This is a genomic window from Curtobacterium ammoniigenes NBRC 101786, assembly GCF_001571045.1.
Lineage (GTDB): Bacteria > Actinomycetota > Actinomycetes > Actinomycetales > Microbacteriaceae > Curtobacterium > Curtobacterium ammoniigenes.
Window position 1 is genome coordinate 731,922 of sequence record NZ_BCSV01000001.1, and the last position, 18,718, is coordinate 750,639.

Consider the following 18,718-nt stretch of genomic DNA (forward strand, 5'->3'; position numbering starts at 1 on the left):
GCGGGCTCAGCCGCGAGCGCCCATGAGGTGCTCGACAGCGAGCTGCTGCAGGCGCACGAAGCCGAAGCCCTTGCCGCCGAAGTAGGCGTTCGCGTCGAAGTCCTCGAATGCGGACCGGTCTGCGAGCAGGGCGTCGTAGCCTTCGCCGCTGCTCAGCGTCGGCTCGGACAGCTCGGTGACCTTCGCGGCGGCGAGCGCCTCCTGGACCTCCGGGTCGGCGCGGAATGCCGCGGCGCGCTCCTTGAGGAGCAGGTACATGCGCATGTTCGCGGCTGCGGAGTCCCAGACGCCCGTGAAGTCCTCGGTCCGGCTCGGCTTGTAGTCGAAGTGGCGCGGGCCGTCGTAGGCACGGCCGCCGGCTGGGGCACCGTTCTCGAGCAGGTCGACGAGCGAGAACGCGTTCTGCAGGTCGCCGTGACCGAACACGAGGTCCTGGTCGTACTTGATCCCGCGCTGACCGTTCAGGTCGATGTGGAACAGCTTGCCGCAGTAGAGCGCCTGTGCGATGCCCGCCGTGAAGTTCAGGCCCGCCATCTGCTCGTGGCCGACCTCCGGGTTCACACCGAACAGCTCGGGGCGCTCGAGGGTGTCGATGAACGCGATCGCGTGACCGAGCGTCGGGAGGAGGATGTCGCCGCGGGGCTCGTTCGGCTTCGGCTCGATCGCGAACCGGATCCCGTAGCCCTTGTCGGTGACGTACTCGGCCAGGAGGTTGACGGCCTCGCGGTAGCGCTCGAGCGCAGCCTGGACGTCTTTCGCGGCGTCGTACTCGGCGCCCTCGCGACCGCCCCACATGACGAAGGTCGACGCGCCGAGCTCGGCGGCGAGGTCGATGTTGCGGAGCACCTTGCGCAGCGCGAAGCGGCGAACCTGGCGGTCGTTCGAGGTGAAGCCGCCGTCCTTGAAGACCGGCGCGCTGAACAGGTTGGTGGTGACCATCGGCACGATGAGGCCGGTCGCGTCGAGCGCGCCCTTCAGCCGGTCGATCTGCTGCTGACGCTGCGCGTCGGACGAACCGAACGCGAACAGGTCGTCGTCGTGGAACGTGAGGCCGTAGGCGCCGAGCTCATCGAGCTTCTCGACCGCCTCGACCACGTCGAGCTGCGGGCGGGTCGGGCCGCCGAAGGGGTCCGTGCCGTTGTATCCAATGGTCCAGAGACCGAAGGAGAACTTGTCGTCGCGAGTGGGTTTGGGGGTCATCGTCACTTCCTCGTGGGTTTGTTGTAGTTCACAACGTATTGGATGAACCGTGTGAAGACAAGCCGGATGGGCTGTGAAACGCCACCGGATCGTCCAGGAGGCGCGCGAACGGCAACGATGCCGCTCCGATGAGCAGGATGGCGTCGCCGAGCGCCGCACGACGGATCTCCACCTCACCGACGAGTGGGCCGAGGAGGCGCGTCTCGAACCGCTCCGTGAGCGCGTCCTGCGCGGTCGCGGCAAGCGCCCCGAGGAAGCCGCCGAGGACCACCCGACGCGAGCCCAGCACATTGACGACGCTCGCCAATGCGATGGCAAGGGCATCCACCTGGCGGTCGACCTCCGCGCGGACCGCCGGGTCCTGCGACCCGAGCACCGCGGCTTCGAAGGCCGCTGGATCGGCGGTATGGATGCCGAGCACCTGCGCGAGCGCTTCGCGCCGCACGAGGGCCTCGAGCGTGCCGGGGAGTCCGGCACTGTCAACCCGGTCCTCCGGGGACACCGTGACGTGACCGATCTCGCCCGCGTGGCCGGCCGCGCCGACGAGTGGTCTGCCGCCCGCCACGATGCCACCGCCGATACCGCTCGCGCCACCGTTGACATAGAGCAGATCGTCGGCGCCCGCGCCGGCGCCGAAGGTCCATTCGGCCGCGGCGCCGAGCGATGCGTCGTTCGCCGCCTGCACCGGCATCGCGAGCGCGGCCTGCATCCGCTCCGCCAGCGGCGCATCGCGCCAGTTCAGGTGCGGTGCCAGGCGCACGAACCCGTCATGGACCCGAACGAGTCCCGGTACGGCGATGCCGGCGCCGACGACCACCGAGTCGGACGGGAGGCGCGTGCGGATGTCGGCCACAGCCTCCGCGGCGATCGCGATGAACCGGTCGACGTCGGGCACCTGCTCGACATCGATGCGCACGGTCTCGGAAACGCGGCCCCCGAGGCGGACCGCAGCGACGCGGATCGCATCGATCTCGGGGTGCAGTGCGATCGCAACGGCGCGGTCCGACGGTCGGACGACTGGGCTCGGCCGTCCGATGGTTCCGGCGGCGCTCGGCTCGTCCTCGACGACGAGACCACGCATCATGAGGTCCCCGACGAGCGCAGCGATCGTGGACCGATTCAGGCCGGTGACACGCGTGAGCTCGCTGCGACTCGCGGGGGAGACGTGTACGCGGCCGAGGAGCTCGGACAGGTTCCGCCGCCGACCGGGATCGTGGCGCCGGACCGGGCGCCGAGCTGCTGCCTCCACGCGAGGATCGTAGCGGCACGTGCGCGGCGTGCGTGGGGGGCCGCTCGGGACCGACCGGGCAGCGACCCGGCTTCGCGATCCTCTCGACATGGGAGCGAGACTATGGTTAGGCTTGCCTTACTCGCATCGAAAGGTCCTGTTCTCCGTGATCCCCGTTCTCGTGATCTTCCTCCGGGAAGGCGTGGAAGCCAGCCTGATCATCGCGATCCTTCTCGCCTACCTGAACCGCGTCGGGCTGCGGAAGCACTTCGCCGATGTGTTCCTCGGCGTCGGGGCCGCGCTCGTGCTCGCAACCGTCGGTGGCGTGATCGCTTACCTCACCGTCCGGGAGTACGACGGGTCGACCGCGCAGACCATCTTCGAGACGATCACCTACCTCGTCGCCGCCGGTGCGATGACCTACATGACCTTCTGGATGCGTGGGCACGCGCGCGGGCTCTCGGGTGAGCTGCAGAGCCGCGCCGATGCCGCCGTCTCCGGGGGAGCACGCTTGGGTCTCGCAGTCCTCGCATTCCAGGCCGTCGGCCGTGAAGGGCTCGAGACCGTCGTCTTCACGCTCGCGATCGCATTTTCCACCACGGGCCAGTCGACGCTGATCGGAGCGGCGATCGGGCTCGCGATATCGCTCTGCATCGCGTTCGCGATCTACCGGCTCGGGCACCGGATCAATCTCGGTCGGTTCTTCGCCGTCATCGGCGCGCTGCTCATGGTCTTTGGAGCCGGGCTGCTCGCGAACGCCGTGCAGAACATGCAGGAGCTGCATTGGATCCCGTTCGGCACGCAGGTGCTTTGGAACACCGGGGGCGTGCTCAGCGAGGACGGAACGCTGGGCGATATCGCCCACAGCTTCCTTGGCTACGCACAGAGCCCGACGCTGCTCCAGACGCTCGTCTACGTCGTGTATCTCGCGCTCGCGCTGGTGTTCTTCCTTCGACGCCGCCCCGCGCAAGCACCTGCGCGCCGCACCGCCTCCGCCGCATAGCGTTTCGGAGTCGTACAGTGAGCGGCGACCCGTCGAAGGAGCCGCATGTCCCTCCACACCCTCTACGAACTCGTCTCGAACGCCGAAGCTGAGTTGCTCGCGGGCGACTCCATCTGGGCCGAGGGGCCCCTCTGGATTCCCGAGACGCGCACCCTGCGCTGGTCGGACATCCCGCGCAACCGGATCCTGCAGTGGCATGCCGAGACGGGTGCCCAGAGCGTGTACGCGGATCAGGTCGAGTTCACCAACGGCCGCACGCTCGACCGCGACGGCAGCGTCGTGCAGTGCTCGCATGGGCGCCGCCGAATCGAGCGCGATCGCGGCGGCGTCGTCGAGGGGCTCGCCGACCACTGGGAGCAGGCGCGTTTCAACTCGCCGAACGACGTCGTGATCGCGCCCGACGGCACGATCTGGTTCACCGATCCGTCCTACGGCATCACGGAGGCGCGCGAGGGGCACGCGGGGTACCGTGAGTACGGCGATCGCGCGGTGTTCCGATACGACCCGGCGACCGGCTCTGTTCGACCGGTCGTGCTGGACGTCGAGGCGCCGAACGGCCTTGCCTTCTCACCCGACGGCGGGACCCTGTACGTCGCCGATTCGTCCGCTGCGGGGCAGCCCGAAGGGATCGGCAATCGGCTCATCCGCGCGTACGAGGTCGTCGACGGCATCCAATGCAAGAACAGCCGCGTGTTCGCGCGCTACCACCCCATGGATGGTGTTCCCGACGGCATCAAGGTCGATGAGCACGGGAACCTCTGGGCGTCGTCCGGGCTCGGCATCATCGTGTACGACCCGGAGGGCACGCGCCTCGGCATCATCCCCGTGCCCGAGGTGGTCGCGAACTGCTGCTTCGGCGGGGACGACGGCACCGATCTCTTCATCACCGCGACCACGTCGCTCTATCGGATCCGAACCCGCGTCCGCGACGCGTGGGCGATCCGGCGCTGATCGCGCCGCCGCTCGCCCACGCGGCGCTATGGCGTCGCTGAAGGCTGCGGGGCCGGGGCCTTCGTCGGCGCGGGCTGGGACGGCGCGGGTGCCGGCTGCGAGGGCGCGGGTGCTGGAGCGGGGGCTGGTGCCGGGGCGGGTGCTGGCGCCGGAGCGGGGGCCGGTGCCGGAGCGGGCGCCGGTGCGGGAGCGGGCGCAGGCGCCGAGCTCTGCGTCTGCGTCGGCGCGGGACGCGAGTAGCGGTGCGTCGGGGCGGGTACGGGGCGCGGTGCACTGACCATCGACTGGTCCGGTGCGGGGAGCGCGTCACCGCCGTACGTGCCGTCGAGGTACGTCATCACCGTCTTCGCGATCTGGAACTTCGCGTTGTATCCCGTGGTGCCGCCGAGCATCGGCGTTGTCGCCAAGCCCACCTGACCCCAGACGTTGCCGACCCAGGTCGCGTTGGTGTACTTCGTGGACGAGGTGACGAGCCAGTTCTGCACGTCGGAGTCGGTCGTGCCGGTCTTGCCGAACTTCGGCGTGCTGTCCTGCGGGTTCGCACTGGCCGCCGTGCCGTTGCCGACGAGGACGGATTGCAAGGCGAACGCCACGGTGGCTGCGAGGTTCGCCGGAATCGCCTGGTGGCACGAGGTCGGCGTCGGCGTGATCTTCGTCCCGGAGGCCGTGGTTGCGCTGGTGATCGCGACAGGCGTGCAGACGGTTCCTCCGTCCGCGAACCCCGCGTACGCGGTGGCCATGTCGAGGGGGGAGATCTCGTTCACACCGAGGATCATCGACGGGAACTCGCTGAGCGGTTTGCCGTCGGCACGGTGGATGTCCATCGACTTCGCGAGATTCGCGATCTGGCAGAGATCCAGCTGTGTCCCCATCTGCGCGAAGACGGTGTTGATCGACTGCGCGGTCGCGTTCAAGACCGAGTACGAGCCCGCGAAACCGATGTCGTTGGCGACGTTCCACGTGCCGTTCCCGATGTTCTCGCACGAGTTCCGGAACTGCGAATACGGATAGGCGTGCTCGTTGCTCGTGACGTACTGCGAGAGCGTGTGCCCGGTTGCGAGCCACTGCGCGAGCGTGAACGCCTTGAACGTCGACCCGGTCTGGAATCCGATCGAGCCCCCGTAGCCTTTGTCCGCGCTGTAGTTCACTGCCGTCGACCCGGCTGGCGCGTTCGGCGACTGGGAGTACTTCGTGTTCTGTGCCATGGCGAGAATGTCGCCCGTGCCCGGTTGCACGGTCACGTTGACGGATCCGATGTGCACGCCCGGCATCGTCGACGGCACGTATGCGCTCACGGCCTGCTGCGCCTTCGCCTGGAGGCCGAGGTCCAGCGTCGTCATGATCTTCAGGCCCTTGGTGTTCAGCGCTGCCGTGCGGTCCGCGACCGTCTTGCCGAACGCCGGGTCGTTCAAGATCTCGTTGCGGACGTAATCGCAGAAGTAGCCGGCCTGGTACTTCACGGCCGCTGCGGCGCAGCCGGCTCCCGGTGCCGTGATCTTCGGTGTGATCGGGGTGGCGAGCGCCGCCCGCTCCTGGTCCTTGGAGATCGAGTGGTGCGCCAGCATGCGTTGCAGCACGTAGTCACGACGCGCCTTCGTCGCCTTGTATCCGTTCGCGGATCCGTTCGCAGCGTTCGTCGGTTCGTCGATGCGAAGGTTCGATGGATTGTTGATGATGGCGATGAGCGTGGCGGCCTGCGGCAGCGTGACCTTGGCGGCTGGGACACCGAAGTAGTACTGCGCCGCAGCCTGGACGCCGTAGACGTTGCCGCCGAAGCCGACGATGTTCAGGTAGCCGGTGAGCACCTTGGATTTCGAGTAGCGCTTGTCGACCGCGATCGCGTACCGGAGCTCTTGAATCTTCCGGCCGATCGAGACGCCGGCCACATCGTGGTAGCAGGCGTCGATCTTTGCCGTCGTGCCGAGGGACTCGCACTGTTGCACGAGCACGTTCTTGACGTACTGCTGCGTGATCGACGAGCCGCCCTGGAGTCCACCGCCTCCGGTGACATCGGACAGGGCCGCACGAACCGTGCCGATGACGTCGACGCCGCCCTCTGAGTAGAAGCGTGGATCCTCGGTGTCCACCGCGGCCTTCGGGAGGAACGTTCCCATGTCCTTCTCGCTGATGACCTCACGGTCCTGCGCGAAGAACGACGCGACCGGCACCTCGGCGTTGCCCTGCTTCGCGTAGATGGTCGACATCTGCTCGGGCGTGCTGATCGCGAGATCGCTCGGCATCGACAGGAATGCGTTCGCGGCGTTGCCTGCCCCCTGTCCGGCGATGGCGACGACCGGCGTCACCGAGAGCGCGACGAGCATCCCGGCGCAGAGCGAAACGGCGACGAACGAGAACGCCGCGAGGACCCGGGAGAGAACAGACATATCGCTCAATGGTCCCGCTCGGAGTCGGCCGGCGCCCGGTTCCCGCGGTGATCGGATACGCCCGGCCGGCGGCGCGCCTCCTGGTTCGGACGCGCGCCGCCGGTCCCTCCGGTCAGCCGTCGGCGGTCAATCCGGCCCGCTCAGTGCCTGGTCGTGCCGTCGAACGCCGGAGCGGCATGCTGCGCGAGTTGGAGCGCGGCCTGCGGGAACCACGCGCCGGCCGCCGGATCCGTGATGCCACCCCACTCCGGGTCGGTCGTGCTGCCGCTGACGCTTCGGTTGCACTGGCCGTCGGACTCACCGGGCGTCTTCACCCAGAGGTTCGCGTCGAGCAGCGGGAACGCCGTCGAGGGGTGCGCGTCCGGCCGAGCACCGAGGCCAGTCCCTGGCGGGTTGCACCACGTCTGCGGGTCGCCGGTGTACTTGCCGGCGGGCGGAGTCCAGGGGCCCTGGCCGTCCCGGCTGGTGTCGACGACGAAATGCGTGGTCGCAGCGGTCCCGGCGAGCTCGCTTGCATAGCGGCTGTCGATGCCCGCCGTGTTCGCGGTCGGGTCGGCGGCGGTGCTGCTCCACTGCCGTGCGGAATCGAGTGCGACGCCCTGCCAGTTGTTCGCAGGGCCGCCGCTCCAGTACTGGTCGCCGCAGGAGCCGAAGTCGCCGACCTTGACCGTCGTGGTGTACGCGATGCAGTCGGAGATCCATGTGCCGTACGAGTTCGAGTTCGCCGACCACTGATAGTTCGACACGTTCAGCGAGAAGCCCTGTGTCGAGGCGACGCCGGCGTCCTCCAGGCGGCGCGTGATGTCGCCGACGTTGTGCCAGGCGCTGTTGCCCGCGTCAAGATAGACGAGCGCATTCGGGTCGGAGGCGCCGATCACCTTTGCTGCGTACGCGATGTCAGCGATTCGGCCGGCCGTCGCGGTGCCCGGCGCGGGATTCGGGTAGGTGCCGGGATTGGTGTATGCGCCGGGGCAATCGGCCGGCAGATTCGCGAGGCCGTCGGGCTCGACGATCACGACCACGCGCTGCTGATGCGTCAGCCCGCTGGCGAAGCCATCCGCCCACGTGCGGTACGCGGCATCGGAGGACGCGCCTCCGGAGGAATACTGCGAGCAGTCGCGCCCCGGGACGTTGTAGACGACGAGGGTGGGCACGGTTCGCTTGCCGGCCGCCTCCTGCGCGACCTGCCGAACCTGCTGCTGCACCTGCTTCGGGCTGCCCCCTGTGAACCAGACGGCCTGCGGCGTCGAGACCTCGTCGCGGATCAGGGCCGCGTCGGTCTTGTCACCGCTCCGGGTCAGCTGCGCGATCTGTGCCTGCGCGCCATCCGCGATGTGCGGAACGAAGAACTGCGTCCCGGGCGGCAAGCCGGCGCTCGACGCGGACGCGGACGACGCGCCGAGCAGTGGGGCCGCGGCGATCGCGGCTGCGGAGGCCAGCACGAGGGCTGACCGTGTGAATCGGTTGATCATTGTGCTCCTCATCGAACGCACGGCGCATCGTTGCGCCGGATCCGATCGTGGTCCGCGCCCCTGCCGGACCCCGATCGCCCCTATCGTCGAACCGATTCGACATCTCCGCGAGTGCGCGTGCGTTGCGTGGACAGCCGCTGGAACGCGCCAACGGCGTCGAGGAGCGTCCGTTTGGTTGCTCCGGTGTGTCGACCGCGGAAACGCACGGGGACTTCCACGACCTCCGCGCCTCGACGCTCGAGCTCGTGCAGCGTCGCGACGGAGAACGCGAACCCGGGCGGCCATTCATCACCGGCCGCGATCGTTGTAGCCGCCTGGCGGTTGAGCGCGCGGAACCCGCTGCTGCAGTCGCGGGCGCGAAGCCCGTGCCGACGCCGCAGCGACACGTTCAGCGCCCAGTTCGCAACCGATGGGAGCGGATCCCAGTGCTCGCGGTGCGCGCCGACGGTCCACCGCGAGCCGAGCGCGACCCCGGGGCGTCCAGCGTCCGTGCTCCGAACCGCGTCGACGAGCGCCCACAGGTCGTCCGGCCGATACGAGCCGTCGGCGTCCATCAGCACCACGATGTCGGCATGATCCTCGAGCGCGAAGCGAATGCCGTCGAGCATCGCGCCTCCGACGCCGGAGCGCTCCGGCCGCCGGATGAGGTGGAGCACGGGACTATCCTGCGCGAGCCGCTCGACGATATTGCCGGTGCCATCCGGACTGGCGTCGTCGACGACGACGACCCTGCGGACGCAGCCGAGCGCGAGGAGTCGCTCCAGGAGACCGCCGATCACCGCGGCCTCCTCGAACGTCGGGAGCACGACCGCGATGCGGGGAGCGCTCGACGGACGCGGGGACGCGGACACCCAGCGATCGTGCCGCGCGACCGGGCGGCCGTGGGCGAACCTCCGGTGAACGGTGGGCGACGATCGCGGACACCGACGCCCGGTACTGTGCCTGCGTGAGTGCAGCGCAACCGTCGCCCGATGAGCAGCCGATCTCCTGGCTCGTCCTCGTCTACCGGATCCCATCCGAGCCGACCCGGCTGCGGTCGACCGCCTGGCGCCGACTGAAGTCGCTCGGTGCGGTATATCTGCAGAACTCCGTTGCCGCGCTGCCGAAGGACGCAGCCTCGGAGCGGGCGCTGCGGAAGCTCCGGCACGACATCATCGGTATGTCCGGCACCGCGGTGCTGCTCGACTCCGCCGTGCTCGTCGGCGAGGAAACCGTGATGTCGGTCTACCAGGCGGCGCGCACGGACGAGTTCGAAGAACTGGTGGATCGCTGCGAGGACTTCCTTGCCGACGTGCAGAAGGAGTGGGCGGCCGCGCACTTCACCTACGCGGAGCTCGAGGAGAACGAGGCGGACTACACCAAGCTCGTCACCTGGGCGGAGAAGATCCGCGATCGCGATCGGTTCAGCGCGCCGGGCGGGGAGGCGGCGAGTGCCGCGCTGGAGCGCTGCCACGCGGCGCTCGAAGAGTACGCGGCGCGCGTCTACGCGGAAGAGCCGGAGGGCCACTGACCCTCCGGCTCGTCGCACCCTGTTCGCTCAGCGAGCCGCGCGACGTACTCCGAACGGGAGCAGGAACAGGACGGCTGCGGCCGGGACGACCCATGCGGCACCCGCCGAGAACGACGCCACCGCGGCCGTCACGATCAGGGCCGCTGCGATCGTCGCCGCGGCAGTCCAGTCGTCGCCGATGAGGAAGTCGTACCAGAACATGCCGAAGGCGCGCAGCCGGCGCTGTGCGGGCGACACAGGCGCGGGCCGTTCCTCGGCGATCGTGGCGGTCCGGGCGCCGGACGTGGCGGCCGAGTCGGCTGGCGCGGAGCCGTCCGCACCGTCGGCCATGGGAACGCCGGCCTCCGGAGCAGTCGATGGCGCGCCGGAGGTCCCGACCGATTCCGCGGGAGCGCCCGCGACGGGACGCGGACGCCGGTAGACGAGGACGAGCAGCAGGGAATAGACGGCGATCGCCGGGGCGATCACGAGCAGCGCGGCATCCGAACCGGGCCAGTGCGCGCCGGCGCCCTCGCCCGCCCAGAACGCGCCGAACGCCGTCAGCATGACGCCGACGATGTACTTCAGCGTGTTCTCCGGGACGCGGGACAGCGGTCCGCGAACCGCGAAGCCGAGCGCCGTGACGAGCAGGACGGCTGCGATCGCCGCGATCGATGCGAGTCCGACGCTGTGCTGATTGGCGCCGAAGGTCACCACGATGAACACGACCTCGAGCCCCTCGAGGAACACGCCCTTGTACGAGAGCGTGAACGCGTACCAGTCGGTCACACCGAGCGGTCCCGACTGGCGCTGCTCGCGGCGTGCGGCAGCAGCCTCCCGCTCGAAGATCGCGGTCTCGTCGTGCAGCGCCTTCCGGCCGGAGGCGCGGAGGATCGCCTTGCGCATCCACTGCAGCCCGAACACGAGCAGCAGACCGCCGACCACCACGCGGAGGATTCCGAGCGGCAGCACCGTGATCGCCGGGCCGACGATCGCGATCACGACGGCGAGGGTCAGGAGCGCGAGCAGCAGCCCCTTGACGGTCGAGCGCCAGTCGCGCGCGGTGCCTGCGGCAAGGACGATGGTGGTCGCCTCGACCGCCTCGACGAGGCAGGCGAGGAATGTTGCGGCGAAGAGTGCACCGGCATTCATGGAGGATCCGTTCGGTTGTGATGGTCAGGCTGAGAAGGCGAAGCACCCGGCGGGGTCGATGCGCACGTGCTGGGTGGAGCCGCGTGCGTGCCCGGTCGGGTGCGCGACGCCGGTGAGGATACCCACGTCGGTCGCGAGGACGTGGTCGTATCGGGTTCCGCGGAACGCGACATCGGCGACGGTTCCGTGGAGGACGTTGTCACCGTCCGACGCGGCCACGAGTCCGAGCGCATTGGGCCGCACGACGACGTGCACGCGGTCGCCCGGCTGCAGCGGGCCTCGTGCGCGTCCGTGCACGAGGCAGCCGTTCACGCGAACGGTGACGTGCTCGGCGACGCTGCGTTCCACGACGCCCTCGCATTCGAGGGCGGTGCCGGTGAATCGCGCGACAGTCCGGTCGGCCGGTTCGGCGAAGACATCCTCCGCGGTTCCCTGCTGCAGGATCGTGCCGTGGTCGAGGACGACGATCTCGTCGGCGAGCGCGAACGCCTCACCCTGGTCGTGGGTGATGTAGACCGCGGTCGCGCCGATCTCGCGGGTGAGGGTCGCGATCTCGACGCGCAGGCGTTCGCGCAGGTCAGCGTCGAGGTTCGAGAGCGGCTCGTCGAACAACAGCAGGCCGGGGCGGCTCACGAGCGAGCGGGCCAGCGCGACGCGCTGCTGCTGGCCTCCGGAGAGCTCGTTGGGGTATCGCGCTGCGAGGCCGCCGAGCCCGACGCGCTCGAGCATCTCGTTGGCGCGCTCGCGCCGCTCGTGGCCGGGCAGCGATCGGCGGCGCAGCGCGTACTCGACGTTCTGCACCACGGTCATGTGCGGCCAGAGCGCATAGTCCTGGAACACCATGGCGAGGTCGCGCCGCTCCGGCGGGACGCGCGTGCGTCCGGCGTCGTCGACGATCCGATCGCCGATGCGGACGGTCCCCTCGTCGGCCGACTCGATGCCCGCAAGGGTGCGGAGGAGCGTCGACTTGCCGGATCCCGACGGGCCGAGGAGCACCGTGAACGAGCCGCTGCGGACATCGAGATCGATGTCCTGGAGCGCGGTGGTGGCGCCGTATCGCTTCGTGAGTCCACTGACGACGACGTCGACGCCCGTGGTCGTCGGTGCGGTGATGGTCATCGTGTTGCTCCGATTCGTTTCCAGCCGGCAGGGGCGAAGAGCGCGTACCCGCCGTATCCGATCGCGACGACGACCAGTGCGGAGAGGATCGCCATGACCTCCATCGCGGTCCCGCCGCCGAAGTCGTAGCGGCCGAGCGCGTTTTGAATGCCGACGGCGACGGGCATGGTCCCGGCGGGCGCGAGCAGCTGCGAGACCGGGAGTTCGAGCAGGGTGCCTGCGTAGGTGAGGAGCCACGCGGAGAGGATCGGCCGGGCGAGCATCGGCACGGTGATGCCCCACCAGGCGCGCATCCCGTTGGCGCCGTGCGCGCGCGCCGACTCCGCCATGGACCGCTGCAACTGCGCCATCGCTCCGACCAGGAGGCGCGTGGTCGATGGCAGCGCTGTAGCCAGATAGGCGAGGCCGAGCAGAGCTGTCGTGCCGTACAGCTTGATGCCGAGGGTGTTCATGAACGGCAGGTTGAACGTGAAGATGTACCCCGCGGCGAAGACGATTCCGGGGAGCGCGACCGCGGCGAGGAGCACGCTGTCGAGCACGCGGCCGCCGGCGGTCTGGTTCTGCTTCGCGAGCACCCGGGCGCACACGACGGCGAGGACGACGGCGATCGACGCGACGATCGCCGCGATGACGGTCGAGAACACGAGGGGGCCGCCGAGGTCCGGGCTGTGGAGCACGCGGGCGTAGTTGGCGAAGCCCCACGTGTGCGAGGCGGTGATCGACCCGAGCCCGTCGATGAGCGATGCGGAGATCGCACCGACGGTGGGAACGCCGAGGCTCGTCAGGGTGAGCGCGGTGAGTGCGACGAGCCAGACCGCCTGGCCACCGGGAGAGAGGCGTGTTCGTCGTCCGGTCCGCGTGCGCGCACTGAGTACCTCGAACCCGCGTCGGCCGAGCGCGCGCCGTTGCAGCGCGAGTGCGAGCACGATGAGCGCGAGAAGGAGCCAGCTCACCGCGGACGCGAGGGGGAAGTTCACCGGGAACGCCTGCACGGCGAGGTACAGCGTGTAGGTCGCGACGGGGAAGTGCGCGGCGTTGGCGAGCGTCGCCGCGACACCGTAGTCACTCACGGATTCGGCGAACACGATCGCGAGCGATGACCAGATCGCGGGCGCGATCAGTGTCAGCGCGACGACGATGGCGCGTCCGGGCCGTCCGCCGTGGACTCGAACCGCGTCCTCGTACTCTCGGCCGAGGCCGGCGAGCGCGTTCCCGGCCGAGAGGTACGCGAACGGCACGCCCTTGACAGCGAGGACGAGTGCCACGCCGACGGGTCCGTAGATGACGCTCCGGAGCGGCGCCGGGTCGGCACCAAGGACCTGCAGCACGCCGTTCGGTTCGAGGAGCCGCTCCCAACCGAGCGCGATCAGATATGACGGGGTGAGGAAGAGGGCGAAGACGAGTCCGGTGGCGACGCGTCGCGCGGTCGCGTTGGTTCGTGCGACGACCCAGGCGAGTCCGGTGCCGACGGCGGTGGCCGAGACGGATGCGACGAGGCCGACCGCAGTGGAATCGGCGAACCCGACAAGGGTCTGGCCGGACAGCGCGTCGGCGAAGGCGCTGAGACTGAACCAGGAGGTGCCCTGGTCGAGCAGAGCAGGCGCGATCGCCAGGGTGAGGAACACCGCGATCGGCAGCACGAGGATCGCGATGATCACGACCCAGAGCGCGGTCATCGGGCTGATCCGGATCCGCAGCGGGAGCCGTCCCGCGGTGCGGCGCGATGCTCGCGCGCCGAGTGCGATCGGGCGCGCCGTGCTCTGCTCGAACATGGGCTTACTTGATGTTCTGCTCGAACCAGCTGACGATCTCGGACTCCTTGGAGCCCCAGAACGTCGGGCTGATGCGCTGGTACTGGGACGGGAACGCGGGCACGCCGGAGAGCGGCTGCGTCCCGGTCACAACCGGGTAAAAGAGCGAGTCACCGGTGGGGTCGCCCGCCTGCATCGCCTTCTGGCCCTCGGCGGACAGCGCGAAGTCGATGAACTGCTTCGCTTCGGCCTGCTGGGTGGGGTCTGCTGCCTTGTCGACGCCGATGACACTCGGCAGGAGGGTCGCCTCGGGCAGGTAGACGATCTTCGGGTCGTACGTCGCAGTCGGCTTGACCTTGAGCGTTTCTCCGACGGCTGCCGAGCTCTGGATGAGGCCGTAGTCGATCTGGCCGGTCTCGAGGGCGTGCAGGGTGTCGCCGTTCGTCGGGAACACCTTCAGGCCGTTGGCCTTGAGGCTGGTGAAGTACGCCTCGCCCTTGCTGATGCCGTTCGACTGGCCACCGAGCTGGTTCATGAGGCCGGCGATGAACGGGTACGTCGGGCCGGACTGCGCCGGGTCGTTCATGCCGACCTTGCCCTGGTAAGCCGAGCCGAGCAGGTCTTGGTAGGTCTTCGGCACCGAGCTCGTCTTCGCGGCGTTGTAGATGAGTGCCGCCATGAGCGTCGTACCGGTCGCCACATACGCGTGGTCGCTCGGCTGGAGCTTCTGACCTTGCGCATTGAAGGATGCGGATGGGGTGACCTTCGCCAGCATGCCCTGCTGGTCGAGCGACGCGAACGCCTGGTCTCCGTCCACCCACAGCATGGTCCACTGCGGGTTGTTCTTCTCCGCCTGGATCTTGGTCAGGAGGGGGCCGGTGCTGTCATCGTCGACCTTCACCGGGATGCCGGTCTTCGCCGTGAACGCCTTCGGCACGGAGGAGTCGTATCCCTCGGCCGCGTAGAGGGTGATCGCCTCCTTCTTGCCCGAGGCGGTGCTGCTGGAGGCGCTGCTTCCGCTGGTCGCCGTCGCCTGCGCCGAGCATCCGGTCAAGGCGATTGCGCCAGCGGCGACGAGAGCGACGGCCAATGCCGTGCGTCGACTCCGAACCATGGTGATCCCTTCAATCGGTCCGTCAATCGGGGAGACGAACAACTGTTAGGAATCGTGGGCAACAGCGGTTGCCAAAAGCTTACCTCGGGGTTGCGCTCGGGTGAACCGGTCCTGACGGGCGCGTGCCCCGAACGTGGGGGATCTCTCAGGCGATCAGAGGTGCGCGAGCCGCGCCCGAGCCACGGTGTAGATCGCGTAGGCGATCAGTCCGACGCCGACGATCACGAGGATCACCTGTCCGAACGGCAACGCCACGAGCGACTTGAGTGCCCCGTCCAGCCCGGAGGCTCGTGTCGGGTTCACCTCGACCGCCGCGACGATGAACAGGATCCCGACGACCACGATCACGATGCCCTTCGCCACGTAGCCGACGACGCCGAGGACGATCACCGGGCGCTCCGCCACGTTGCTCGGGATGCGAATGTCCCGTTTGAAGTGGCGGGTCGCCCCCTTCTGGATGAAGTACCCGCCAACACCGATGGCGACGAGCCCGACGATCCCAAGGAGGATACGGCCTCCGGGCATCGCCAGGACGCTGGCGCTCATGTGCGTGGTCGACGCATTCGAGCTGGTGAAGTGACCGGTGGCGAACGTCAGGGCCGTCATACCGATCGCGATGTAGGCAATCGCCTTCACGAGCGAATTGAGGCTCCGGAGCCAACGCTTCTTGCTCGATGACCCGATGCCGAGCGATGCCTGGATGAGGAGCCACAGACCGAGCGCGAACAGCCCGATGGTGATCACCCAGAGGATGAACCGGCCGAAGGGAAGGCCGGCCACCGCAGCGAGCGCGCCGGACTGATCGGCTTCGCCGCCCAGATGAAGCGCGACGTGGATCGCGAGGTAGCCGAGCAAGAAGTGCACCACAGCGCTCGCGATGAAGCCGACGCGGGCGAGCGCCTCGAGGACAGGGTTATCGGAGGCTTTCCGGACTACCTGGCGGATCTCGCTCATGATGCGTCCACCTGCGGCTGGCTGTGGTCGCCGTCGACCCGCTCGCCCGGTATCCGGACCGTGCGCCGCGTGTCGATGAGCATCACGATCCCGACGATCATGCAGGAGAGCGACATCGAGGCAGTCGTGTCGCTGATGTAGTGGTAGCCGAGGTAGAGGCGGCTCGCCACCTGGAGCAGCACCATGCCGATCGCGACGACGAAGACCACGACGGTGAACCAGGTCTTCCGCACGCGGGTGGCGAGCAGGTAGGCGAGGAGCACGAAGAAGTCAGAGGTGCCGAGCACGTGCCCGGACGGGAACGAGTACGAGTGATCCGGCCCGAAGAGCATGAGTCCGATCGGTGGTCGCGGATGCTTCACGATCGGTGCGAGTACCTCGGCGAGGATCACCCCGGTGAGCATGCCGGCGGCGAGCAGGATCGGACGCCATCCGTGTTTTGCGAACAGGAACCACGTGATTGAGACGACCGCGACGATGATCGGCATCGCGGTGGGCCCGAAGATCACGGCGAGCGCGATCATGAACCCGGTCGCGTCGCGCTGACGCTGCGCGTCGAACCAGTGCTCGACCGGTGTATCGAGGCGCTGGAACCCGGTGTGGGTGACAACGCTGATCAACAGATACAGAAACGCGACGAGCCCGACCACGACCAGGATGATTCCGGTGCGGTACAGGCTCCGACGCTCGGCCGGCTGCACGTAGCGCTCTTCGACGACGAACTTGCCGCGCCAAAAGCCCACCGAATGATGCCGGTCAATTCCGGCGCTGCTGGTCGCCATCGACGCCTCCGTGGAGTGAGTTGGGAAACCAACCCTTCCAGGAAACGATCAGGTCTGTTACATCTGCGCGAGAACGATGCGGTGACTATGCGCTCTGCGCATCAGCATGACGCGATCCGTCTCCCGGTGACGCAGCGCCGCGCGGGGGGCGACCCAGGGCGTTTCGCCACGCCTCCGGCAGAACGCGGTGCTCCCGCCACTCGCGGAAGGTGAGGATGATGATGATCGCGTCGAACACCGTCAGGACCGCAACCCCGATGCTCGGCTGCAGCGTGAGCTGCACGATCTGCAGGACGAGGAACGCGACGAGCCCGGCGAGCGCCCACGGGTAGACGCGGAGCTTGCCGAACATGAGCGCGATGACGATGGCGAGTTTCACGCCGCCGTGGAAGATCAGGTACACCGCGGCAAGCACGGTGGCCCCAGCGGTCAGGCTTGCAGTGCCGTGCAGGATCAGGTGGGCGATCAGATCGTGGGGGTCTTCCTGCAGTTCGTCGGCGGTGGCCTGATGGGCCAGGTGCTGGATCGTGCTCGGGCCGAGAAAGAGCAGCGGAATGCCCGCAATGAGCTCGACCACGCCGTCGAGTCCCTTGAAGAAGACACCGATGATGAAGACGATGTCGACGAGTCGCTGATGCCGATTCGCGGGTCGCTGCGGAGCGGAAGGCTGCATCGGTTTACCGTGCACCCTGCTCCTGGACGTCATTCAGGAGCGTAAAGCGGATGCTCAGCAGGAGTGGCGGCGGGACGGCAGCCGTCAGCCGCCGGCGAACGGCGGCATCACGTCGATCATGGCAACGCCATCGATGCTCGCCGAGCGATCACGTGTGCTCACGCCGTCGAGCAGGAACGAGCATCGGGCCTGCAGCGCAGTCCAACGCGCCGGGTCCGCGACGACGGTCGTGGCGTCGACGGCGTCGAGCGCGTCCCCGAGCGAGCCCGCAGTGCTCGGCAGTCGGACCTCGTCGGTGCCGACAGCAGCGCGCGCGGCGGCGAAGAAGCGGATGAGCATACGGTCAGCCGCCGATCGCGCTCATGCCGCGCACCGGGTGAATGAACCCCGTGCTGTCGACGCCGTGGTCGCGTGGCTTCTCCCACATGGCGCGCTGCCAGATCGCGACGACCTCGTCGTCCGAGGCGCCGGCGCGCATGGGGCCGAGCACATCGGTCTCCGCGTCGGAGAACAGGCAACTCCGCACGTGGCCGTCCGCCGTGAGGCGTGTGCGCGTGCAGTCGGCGCAGAACGACTCGGTGACGCTCGCGATGATGCCGACCGTGCCGAGCGCCTCCCCGGAGACACGGTCGACGACGTCGTACCGCTCGGCAGGTGCACCATCGCGGTCCTCGTCGCGGGGTGTCACGACGAAGGTCTCGCTGAGCAGCTCCCGGATCTCCGCGGCCGTGATCATCTCGGTTCGATCCCAGGCGTGTCCGGGGTCCAACGGCATCTGCTCGATGAACCGGAGCTCGTAGCCGCGTTCGAGGCACCACCGCAGGAGCGGCACGGCGAGCAGGTCGTTCTCGCCGCGAAGGAGCACCGCGTTCACTTTCACGCCGAGTCCGGCTGCGTGCGCGGCGGCGAGGCCTTCGAGGACCCGATCGAGGAACGGGCGCCGCGTGATCCGAGCGAACGCATCCGGATCCACCGTGTCGAGCGACACGTTCACGCGGCGCAGTCCCGCTGCCCGGAGGCGCGCGGCGCGGCTCGCAAGGCCGATCGCGTTCGTCGTCACCGACAGTTCCGGACCGTCGGGGATCGCCGCGCACCGAGCGATGATGTCGACGATGTCCGCGCGGAGCATCGGCTCACCGCCGGTGAACCGGACCTTCCGAACGCCGAGGTGCGTCGCGCCGAGTCGCACCAGGCGCTCGATCTCGGCCGCGTTCATCAGGGCGTCATTCGGCGCGAACGGCAGTCCTTCCGCTGGCATGCAGTACGTGCAGCGCAGGTTGCAGCGTTCCGTGAGGGACACGCGGAGGTCGATCGCGCGCCTCCCGAAGCGGTCGACCAGGCCGTCGGACGCCGTCGTCGGCGCCGACCTTCGGGTCGGGATGGTTCGCTGGAGCGCTGCGGGCATCGCTTGAGCATACGTCGCGGGGGAGCCTGGCGCGCCGAGCC

The 18,718-nt window shown here is 68.7% G+C and carries 17 protein-coding genes; 3 read left to right on the forward strand and 14 right to left on the reverse strand.

The features are described 5' to 3' along the window. Positions 1-6: 6 nt before the first annotated feature. Together xylA and CAM01S_RS03270 are read right to left on the reverse strand one after the other, a co-directional pair. The gene (xylA, locus tag CAM01S_RS03265; RefSeq protein ID WP_066516348.1) at positions 7-1,200 is read right to left on the reverse strand and encodes a xylose isomerase; all 1,194 of its coding nucleotides are present in this window, start codon (positions 1,198-1,200) and stop codon (positions 7-9) included. Positions 1,201-1,228: 28 nt separating this feature from the next. Then, a complete protein-coding gene (locus CAM01S_RS03270; RefSeq protein ID WP_066516350.1) occupies positions 1,229-2,449 on the reverse strand; it encodes an ROK family protein in 1,221 nt (406 codons plus the stop codon). Positions 2,450-2,561: 112 nt separating this feature from the next. Between CAM01S_RS03270 and CAM01S_RS03275 the strand changes: the two genes are divergently transcribed. Together CAM01S_RS03275 and CAM01S_RS03280 are read left to right on the forward strand one after the other, a co-directional pair. Then, the gene (locus CAM01S_RS03275; protein WP_169795822.1) at positions 2,562-3,431 is read left to right on the forward strand and encodes an FTR1 family iron permease; all 870 of its coding nucleotides are present in this window, start codon (positions 2,562-2,564) and stop codon (positions 3,429-3,431) included. A gap of 45 nt (positions 3,432-3,476) precedes the next feature. After that, positions 3,477-4,382 carry an SMP-30/gluconolactonase/LRE family protein gene (locus CAM01S_RS03280; protein WP_066516354.1) on the forward strand — a complete coding sequence of 302 codons (906 nt, stop codon included), beginning with the start codon at positions 3,477-3,479 and terminating at the stop codon, positions 4,380-4,382. Between the two features lie 26 nt (positions 4,383-4,408). Here the strand turns inward: CAM01S_RS03280 and CAM01S_RS03285 are convergent, their stop codons facing one another. The 3 genes from CAM01S_RS03285 to CAM01S_RS03295 all read right to left on the reverse strand — a co-directional run bounded on the left by CAM01S_RS03285 (position 4,409) and on the right by CAM01S_RS03295 (position 9,089). Further along, positions 4,409-6,766 (reverse strand): transglycosylase domain-containing protein, encoded by a 2,358-nt coding sequence (locus CAM01S_RS03285; protein ID WP_066516357.1) that lies wholly within the window; start codon positions 6,764-6,766, stop codon positions 4,409-4,411. A gap of 140 nt (positions 6,767-6,906) precedes the next feature. Further along, entirely contained in the window at positions 6,907-8,238 is a 1,332-nt protein-coding gene (locus CAM01S_RS03290; RefSeq protein ID WP_066516359.1) for a glycoside hydrolase family 6 protein, read from the reverse strand. A gap of 80 nt (positions 8,239-8,318) precedes the next feature. Next, a complete protein-coding gene (locus tag CAM01S_RS03295) occupies positions 8,319-9,089 on the reverse strand; it encodes a glycosyltransferase (protein WP_066516361.1) in 771 nt (256 codons plus the stop codon). A gap of 95 nt (positions 9,090-9,184) precedes the next feature. Between CAM01S_RS03295 and CAM01S_RS03300 the strand changes: the two genes are divergently transcribed. Next, on the forward strand, positions 9,185-9,748 hold the full coding sequence (locus tag CAM01S_RS03300; protein WP_066516363.1) for a Chromate resistance protein ChrB: 564 nt from the start codon (positions 9,185-9,187) through the stop codon (positions 9,746-9,748). 27 nt (positions 9,749-9,775) lie between these two features. On the opposite strand, the gene CAM01S_RS03305 is transcribed toward CAM01S_RS03300, so the two are convergent. The 9 genes from CAM01S_RS03305 to moaA form a co-directional block, all read right to left on the reverse strand. Beyond that, positions 9,776-10,879: a COG4280 domain-containing protein gene (locus CAM01S_RS03305; protein ID WP_217999708.1), complete on the reverse strand. Its 1,104-nt coding sequence runs from the start codon at positions 10,877-10,879 to the stop codon at positions 9,776-9,778. Positions 10,880-10,903: 24 nt separating this feature from the next. After that, positions 10,904-11,998: an ABC transporter ATP-binding protein gene (locus CAM01S_RS03310; protein WP_066516366.1), complete on the reverse strand. Its 1,095-nt coding sequence runs from the start codon at positions 11,996-11,998 to the stop codon at positions 10,904-10,906. After that, positions 11,995-13,770: an ABC transporter permease gene (locus CAM01S_RS03315; RefSeq protein WP_066516367.1), complete on the reverse strand. Its 1,776-nt coding sequence runs from the start codon at positions 13,768-13,770 to the stop codon at positions 11,995-11,997. The genes CAM01S_RS03310 and CAM01S_RS03315 overlap by 4 nt, the downstream gene beginning before the upstream one ends. Before the next feature lie 4 nt (positions 13,771-13,774). Next, the gene (locus CAM01S_RS03320) at positions 13,775-14,863 is read right to left on the reverse strand and encodes an ABC transporter substrate-binding protein (protein WP_157071386.1); all 1,089 of its coding nucleotides are present in this window, start codon (positions 14,861-14,863) and stop codon (positions 13,775-13,777) included. 153 nt (positions 14,864-15,016) lie between these two features. Continuing rightward, positions 15,017-15,817 carry a DUF1206 domain-containing protein gene (locus CAM01S_RS03325; RefSeq protein WP_066516369.1) on the reverse strand — a complete coding sequence of 267 codons (801 nt, stop codon included), beginning with the start codon at positions 15,815-15,817 and terminating at the stop codon, positions 15,017-15,019. Then, on the reverse strand, positions 15,814-16,599 hold the full coding sequence (locus CAM01S_RS03330) for a phosphatase PAP2 family protein (RefSeq protein WP_066516370.1): 786 nt from the start codon (positions 16,597-16,599) through the stop codon (positions 15,814-15,816). Before CAM01S_RS03330 ends, CAM01S_RS03325 begins: the two co-directional genes overlap by 4 nt. An 85-nt stretch (positions 16,600-16,684) precedes the next feature. Further along, on the reverse strand, positions 16,685-17,272 hold the full coding sequence (locus CAM01S_RS03335) for a DUF2127 domain-containing protein (RefSeq protein ID WP_066516371.1): 588 nt from the start codon (positions 17,270-17,272) through the stop codon (positions 16,685-16,687). 84 nt (positions 17,273-17,356) lie between these two features. Then, positions 17,357-17,611, reverse strand: coding sequence for a MoaD/ThiS family protein (locus CAM01S_RS03340; protein WP_066516372.1), 255 nt, complete (start codon positions 17,609-17,611; stop codon positions 17,357-17,359). Positions 17,612-17,615: 4 nt separating this feature from the next. Next, a complete protein-coding gene (gene moaA / locus CAM01S_RS03345; RefSeq protein ID WP_083527726.1) occupies positions 17,616-18,677 on the reverse strand; it encodes a GTP 3',8-cyclase MoaA in 1,062 nt (353 codons plus the stop codon). Positions 18,678-18,718: the final 41 nt, after the last annotated feature.

What these genes read in the sequence shown, in the direction of transcription:
- CAM01S_RS03335 (WP_066516371.1), bottom strand. Translation starts at nt 17,272, where the DNA reads ATGCAGCCTTCCGCTCCGCAGCGACCCGCGAATCGGCATCAGCGACTC.
- CAM01S_RS03340 (WP_066516372.1), bottom strand. Translation starts at nt 17,611, where the DNA reads ATGCTCATCCGCTTCTTCGCCGCCGCGCGCGCTGCTGTCGGCACCGAC.
- CAM01S_RS03290 (WP_066516359.1), bottom strand. Translation starts at nt 8,238, where the DNA reads ATGATCAACCGATTCACACGGTCAGCCCTCGTGCTGGCCTCCGCAGCC.
- CAM01S_RS03280 (WP_066516354.1), top strand. Translation starts at nt 3,477, where the DNA reads ATGTCCCTCCACACCCTCTACGAACTCGTCTCGAACGCCGAAGCTGAG.
- CAM01S_RS03325 (WP_066516369.1), bottom strand. Translation starts at nt 15,817, where the DNA reads ATGAGCGAGATCCGCCAGGTAGTCCGGAAAGCCTCCGATAACCCTGTC.
- moaA (WP_083527726.1), bottom strand. Translation starts at nt 18,677, where the DNA reads ATGCCCGCAGCGCTCCAGCGAACCATCCCGACCCGAAGGTCGGCGCCG.
- CAM01S_RS03305 (WP_217999708.1), bottom strand. Translation starts at nt 10,879, where the DNA reads ATGAATGCCGGTGCACTCTTCGCCGCAACATTCCTCGCCTGCCTCGTC.
- xylA (WP_066516348.1), bottom strand. Translation starts at nt 1,200, where the DNA reads ATGACCCCCAAACCCACTCGCGACGACAAGTTCTCCTTCGGTCTCTGG.
- CAM01S_RS03285 (WP_066516357.1), bottom strand. Translation starts at nt 6,766, where the DNA reads ATGTCTGTTCTCTCCCGGGTCCTCGCGGCGTTCTCGTTCGTCGCCGTT.
- CAM01S_RS03320 (WP_157071386.1), bottom strand. Translation starts at nt 14,863, where the DNA reads ATGGTTCGGAGTCGACGCACGGCATTGGCCGTCGCTCTCGTCGCCGCT.
- CAM01S_RS03330 (WP_066516370.1), bottom strand. Translation starts at nt 16,599, where the DNA reads ATGGCGACCAGCAGCGCCGGAATTGACCGGCATCATTCGGTGGGCTTT.
- CAM01S_RS03310 (WP_066516366.1), bottom strand. Translation starts at nt 11,998, where the DNA reads ATGACCATCACCGCACCGACGACCACGGGCGTCGACGTCGTCGTCAGT.
- CAM01S_RS03315 (WP_066516367.1), bottom strand. Translation starts at nt 13,770, where the DNA reads ATGTTCGAGCAGAGCACGGCGCGCCCGATCGCACTCGGCGCGCGAGCA.